We start from the raw sequence: 258 nt of genomic DNA, 5'->3' as shown, positions 1-258 counted from the left end.
GATTACGCGTTTCTCAAGCGTGCGGTCGTGGCAGGGGTGAGCCAGGTGCTGGTCACCGGGACTTGCTTTGAATACGGCTTGCAAAGCGGCCCGTTGGCCGAGTCGGTCTTGCCCCAGCCTTGCACGCCTTACGGTCTGGCCAAGCACACCTTGCGCCTGTTCCTTGAAGCATTGCAGCGCGAGCAGGCGTTCACCCTGCAATGGGCGCGGTTGTTTTACCTTTATGGCGAAGGGCAGAACAGCAACAGCCTGCTGGCC

At 60.9% G+C, this 258-nt stretch carries 1 protein-coding gene; it reads left to right on the top strand.

Annotation, left to right across the window (positions count from 1 at the left end; translation table 11 throughout):
* Positions 1–258: NAD-dependent epimerase/dehydratase family protein (locus tag AAEY83_RS16545; RefSeq protein WP_351060811.1), on the top strand; the 258-nt coding region annotated here is incomplete at both ends.

Source organism: Psychrobacter sp. TB20-MNA-CIBAN-0197, assembly GCF_040309765.1.
In the GTDB taxonomy this organism is placed as follows: Bacteria; Pseudomonadota; Gammaproteobacteria; order Pseudomonadales; family Moraxellaceae; genus Psychrobacter; species Psychrobacter submarinus.
Note: the sequence above shows the minus strand (reverse complement) of the source record. Positions and strands in the feature narration are given on the sequence as shown.